We start from the raw sequence: 4,716 nt of genomic DNA, 5'->3' as shown, positions 1-4,716 counted from the left end.
CCCCCCCCCCCCCCCCCCCCCCCCCCCCGCCCCCCCTGGGGGGGGGGCCGCGCCGGGGGGCGGCCCCCCCCCCCCCCCCCCGGCCGGGCCCGGGGCCGGGTCCTCGTGTGCGTGAGGCGCGTTACTCCCGCGAGGGTCGAGACGCCACGCCCGGTCAGGTTAGGCTTCGCTTATCTGGGCGGCGACGACCCGTCGGGTCCGCCCGCCCCGCACCGCTCCCTGGAGACCTTCCATGCCTCACGCTGCCCGCACCACGCCGCCTCCCGGCCCGTCGACGCACCCGGCGCCGCCGCCGGCGACGACGTTCGGCCCGGCCGCGCGCGGCCCGCGGAGGGTCGTGACCGCGCTCGCGGGGGCGGGCGCCGTCGTGCTGCTGGGCCTGGTCGCCGCGTGCGCGCCGCTCCCCTACGAGCCGCCCGCGGAGCCGGCCCCCGACGCGACGCCCGCCGCCGCGCCCGCCGAGGCGACGCCCGCCGAGGCGCCGACGGGCGCCCCCGCGTGCACGACGCTCGACGAGTCGCGCGCCGCAGGAGGCGGGACGGACGTCGACCCCGCGACGTTCCCCACCGGCCCGACGTCCGCGACGTTCGCCGACGACGCGATCCACCCCGTCGCCGACGCCCCGACCCCGCAGCTCCCGGTCACGGTCGAGTCCGCGGACGGTCGGCAGGTCGAGGTCACGGACGCGAGCCGCATCATCCCGGTCGACCTCTACGGCACGCTCGGCGAGATCGTCTACAGCCTCGGGCTGGGCGACAACGTCGTGGGTCGCGACCTGCCGACCGGCTTCCCCGAGGCCGCGGACGTCCCCGTCGTCACGGGCGCCGGGCACGCGCTCGACGTCGAGGCGATCCTCGGCCTGAACCCCTCGGTGATCCTCACCGACGCGACGATCCTCACGGACGACGCGCGCGCCCAGCTCGAGAGCTCGGGCATCGCCGTCGTCTACTTCGACGACGCGCGCACGCTCGACGGCGTCGACGACCGGATCCGGGCCGTGGCGACCGCCCTCGGCGTGCCCGAGCAGGGCGAGGCGCTGGTCGAGCGCACCGACCGGCAGATCTGCGCCGCGCTCTCGGCCGTCCCGCGCGACACCGGCGACCCGCTCGTCGCGTTCCTCTACCTGCGCGGCTCGAACATCAAGATGCTGTTCGGGCCCGGCTCGGGCGCCGACGACCTGATCCGCGAGATCGGCGGCGAGGACGCGGGCACCGCGATCGGCCTCACGCAGCAGTACGCGCCCGTGACGAGCGAGGCGCTCATCACCGCCGCGCCCGACGTGTACCTCGTCATGACGGACGGCCTGGAGTCCATGGGCGGGCTCGACGCCATGCTCGCGGTCCCCGGCCTCGCGCAGACGCCCGCGGGCGAGTCGCGCCGCGTGGTCGACATGGACGGCGCGCGCCTCCTCACGTTCGGCCCCCGCACCGGACACACGATCGCGTCGCTCGTCGAGGCGTTCTACGGGGTGCCCGCGCCGGAGCTCCCGGCGTCGTGAGCGCGCCCACCACCCGCCCCCTCGGCACGCCCGAGGACGCGCCCGTCCCCGAGGACGCGCGCGTGCCCGACGACGCCCCGCGCCCGGGCGGCCGGCCCACCCGGGCGGTCCCCGCCGTCGGGCAGCAACGGCGACGCGCCGCGCGCTGGCTCATGGTCGGCCTGGGCGTCGCCCTCGCGGTCCTCACCGTGCTCTCGGGCATGACCGGCCAGGTGCCCGTCTCGCCCGCGGAGGTCCTCGGGTCGCTCGCGCACCACCTCGGGCTCGACTGGGGCCCGATGCCGTCGCACCCGCAGGGCGAGAACGCGCTGTGGGTCGTGCGGTTCCCGCGCGTCGTCATGGCGATCGTCGTGGGCGGCGCGCTCGCGTGCTCGGGCGCGCTCATGCAGGGCGTGTTCGGCAACCCGCTCGCCGAACCGGGCGTCATCGGGGTCTCGTCGGGCGCGGCCGTGGGGGCGTGCGCGGTCATCGTCACCGCGGGCGCGCTCGTGCCGGGCACGTGGGTCGCCGCGGCGGCGTTCCTCGGCGGGCTCGTCACGACGTTCGTCGTCTACGCGCTCGCGCGCGCCGGCGGCCGCACCGAGGTCGTGACGCTCGTGCTCACCGGCATCGCGGTCAACGCGTTCGCGGGCGGGCTGCTCGCGTTCTTCACGTTCGTCGCCGACCCGGCCGCGCGCGAGCAGGTCGTCTTCTGGCAGCTCGGGTCGCTCGGCGGCGCCACGTGGCAGTCGGTGTCGATCGTGCTGCCGATCGCCGTCGTCGGCGTCACGGGCGCGATGCTCGTGCGCCGCAGGATGGACCTGCTCTCCCTCGGCGAGCGTGCCGCGCAGCACCTCGGGGTGGACGTCGAGCGGCTGCGTCAGGTCGTCATCGTGCTCGTCGCGCTGCTCGTCTCCGCGGGCGTCGCGTTCACCGGGATCATCGCGTTCGTCGGGCTCGTCGTGCCGCACCTCGTGCGCATGGTCTGCGGGCCGAGCCACAGGACGCTCGTGCCCGCCTCGGTGCTGGGCGGCGCCGTCGTGCTGCTCGCCGCCGACCTCGTCGCACGCACCGCCGTCGCGAACGTCGAGCTGCCGCTCGGCATGATCACGTCGCTCGTCGGCGGGCCGTTCTTCTTCTACCTGCTGCGCCGCACGCGCTCGCGCCAAGGAGGCTGGGCATGAGCGACCTGCGCCACGAGGGGACGTCGTTCCTCGGCGCGCTGCGCACCGCGGTCACCGGTGCCCGACGCCGGTCCCGCCTCCCCGGGCCGACCTCGCCCGGCGACGTGGTCACCGCGGCGCACGACGTGTCCCTCACGCTCGGCGACGCCCCGATCCTGCGCGACGTGTCCGTCGACGTGCGCGCGGGCGAGGTCCGCGCGCTGCTCGGACCGAACGGCGCGGGCAAGTCGTCCCTGCTTGCCGTGCTCACGGGCGACCTGGTCCCCGAGGCCGGGGACGTCGTGGTCGACGGGCGGCCCCTGCGCGCCTGGACGCCCACTGAGCTCGCGCTGCGCCGGTCCGTCATGCTCCAGCAGGTCTCGCTCAGCTTCCCGTTCACGGCCGCCGACGTCGTGCGCATGGGCCGCACCCCCTGGCGCGGCACCCCCTCCGAGGACGAGGACGACGCCGCGGTCGCCGAGGCGATGGCCGCGACCGATGTCGAGCACCTCGCGGAGCGGCACTTCACGTCGCTGTCGGGCGGGGAGAAGGCGCGCGTCGCGCTCGCGCGCGTGCTCGCCCAGCGCACCGCCCTGCTCATGCTCGACGAGCCGACCGCCGCGCTCGACCTCAAGCACCAGGAGCTCGTGCTCCAGCTCGCGCAGGCGCACGCCGCCGCCGGGGGTGCCGTGGTCGTCGTCGTGCACGACCTCTCGCTCGCCGCGGCCTACGCCGACCAGGTCACCCTGCTCGCGTGCGGGCGCGTCGTCGCCGACGGCGACCCGCGCGACGTCCTCACCGCCGACCTGCTGAGCGGCGTCTACGACTACCCCGTCGAGATCGTCGACCACCCCGGCGGCGGCGCGCCGATCATCCTTCCGCGCCGCTGACCGCGGTCGGGCACCGTCGACCGCTCAGCGAGCGGTCTCACGCCCACGCCTCGTCGTGCTCGACGCCCGCATCGGCGCATGGCTCCTCGCCGTCGTCCGCCAACGAGGGCGACTTCTTGTGCACGATGCCGGTACGGTGCGGCCAGCCGACGGCCTGTTGCCTCTGCTACACGCTCAAGAGACCGAGCGCTCGCTTCGAGGACGTCTCGGTTCGACGTGAGAATCCCCGGATGGTCAAAGGCGCTCGACGGAACGCGACGCATGATCGCCTGTCGTAGAAACGACGGCGGTCTCAACCCACCAACGCACCGCTGCGGGACGATGCTAGGAGACTTGGCCGCCGGTCGGTAGCGTCCTGCTCGTGAGAGTCGCGCGCATTCTGTTCGTCGGAGTGGTTCTGAGCGTTGGAACACTGCACTTGAGCGCCTGCGGCTCTGAGGGGGTCACGGTGCCGCCGGGCTCAGATGCGTTGAGCGACTGCGACGTCCAGCAGCTCAACGTCGTTGAGCTTGAGTCAGGCGGCGAGCCAGGCTGTGACCTCGAAGGATCGTCGTTGCTCTTCCCGGACGGCACGACGTTGGAGATCGCTCCTGTCGGGAACGCAACCAGCTACCAGGACAGCAGGTCGGAGGGAGTGGAGTTCTCAATCGTGAATTGGGGCGTCCCTGGTGTGGGCGCCTCGGTCATTGAGGACGGAGAACTCATCGACGTGTGGGCGAGTACTCCGGAAGCGCTGGACCTGCAGCGAGAGCAGATGCGCATCGAAGGCGTAGACACGGCGTAATCCCGTCTTACGTACTGGCCGGCCGCGAGGAACGCCCCATCGCGCGGTAGACGGTGGCGCGAGAGACGCCGAAGAGTTCGGCAATCTCGGCGGAGGTGTGGTTGCCGGCACGGTGGAGGTCGACGAGGTGTCGCTCCTGGGCGGGGGTGAGCTTGGGCTTGCGGCCCTTGAGCTTGCCCTTGGCCTTGGCAATGGCCATGCCTTCGCGGGTGCGGGCTCGGATGAGGTCGGCCTCGAACTCCGCGACCATCGCAAGCACGTTGAGCAGGAGTCGGCCGACGGGGTCGCTTGGGTCGTGCACCGTGGCGCCGATCTGGAGCCGGACTGAATCGCCCTGGGTTTGTTGGAGGTTCCTGACCTTGGAAACGAGGATGGAGCCATGCCGAAGGAGCAGACGCCGGG

Annotated in this window: 5 protein-coding genes; 4 read left to right on the top strand and 1 reads right to left on the bottom strand. The window is 73.9% G+C overall.

Annotated features, from left to right (window positions below; translation table 11 throughout):
* Positions 1-232: 232 nt before the first annotated feature.
* The 4 genes from GYH36_RS18830 (at position 233) to GYH36_RS18815 (ending at position 4,314) form a co-directional block, all read left to right on the top strand.
* Positions 233-1,498 (top strand): heme/hemin ABC transporter substrate-binding protein, encoded by a 1,266-nt coding sequence (locus GYH36_RS18830; RefSeq protein WP_155099519.1) that lies wholly within the window; start codon positions 233-235, stop codon positions 1,496-1,498.
* Positions 1,499-1,650: 152 nt separating this feature from the next.
* A complete protein-coding gene (locus GYH36_RS18825; protein WP_081772177.1) occupies positions 1,651-2,661 on the top strand; it encodes a FecCD family ABC transporter permease in 1,011 nt (336 codons plus the stop codon).
* Positions 2,658-3,530, top strand: a complete 873-nt coding sequence (locus GYH36_RS18820) for a heme ABC transporter ATP-binding protein (protein ID WP_162290668.1) — start codon at positions 2,658-2,660, stop codon at positions 3,528-3,530. The genes GYH36_RS18825 and GYH36_RS18820 overlap by 4 nt, the downstream gene beginning before the upstream one ends.
* A 361-nt stretch (positions 3,531-3,891) precedes the next feature.
* Positions 3,892-4,314: a hypothetical protein gene (locus GYH36_RS18815; RefSeq protein WP_162290667.1), complete on the top strand. Its 423-nt coding sequence runs from the start codon at positions 3,892-3,894 to the stop codon at positions 4,312-4,314.
* Positions 4,315-4,321: 7 nt separating this feature from the next.
* Here GYH36_RS18815 and GYH36_RS18810 read toward each other — a convergent pair.
* Positions 4,322-4,716 (bottom strand): helix-turn-helix domain-containing protein (locus GYH36_RS18810; protein ID WP_162290666.1); only part of this gene is annotated, 395 nt, incomplete at its 5' end.

Source organism: Cellulosimicrobium composti, from assembly GCF_010287905.1.
GTDB classification, from domain to species: Bacteria; Actinomycetota; Actinomycetes; order Actinomycetales; family Cellulomonadaceae; genus Cellulosimicrobium; species Cellulosimicrobium composti.
Note: the sequence above shows the minus strand (reverse complement) of the source record. Positions and strands in the feature narration are given on the sequence as shown.

What these genes read in the sequence shown, in the direction of transcription:
- GYH36_RS18825 (WP_081772177.1), top strand. Translation starts at nt 1,651, where the DNA reads ATGGTCGGCCTGGGCGTCGCCCTCGCGGTCCTCACCGTGCTCTCGGGC.
- GYH36_RS18820 (WP_162290668.1), top strand. Translation starts at nt 2,658, where the DNA reads ATGAGCGACCTGCGCCACGAGGGGACGTCGTTCCTCGGCGCGCTGCGC.
- GYH36_RS18830 (WP_155099519.1), top strand. Translation starts at nt 233, where the DNA reads ATGCCTCACGCTGCCCGCACCACGCCGCCTCCCGGCCCGTCGACGCAC.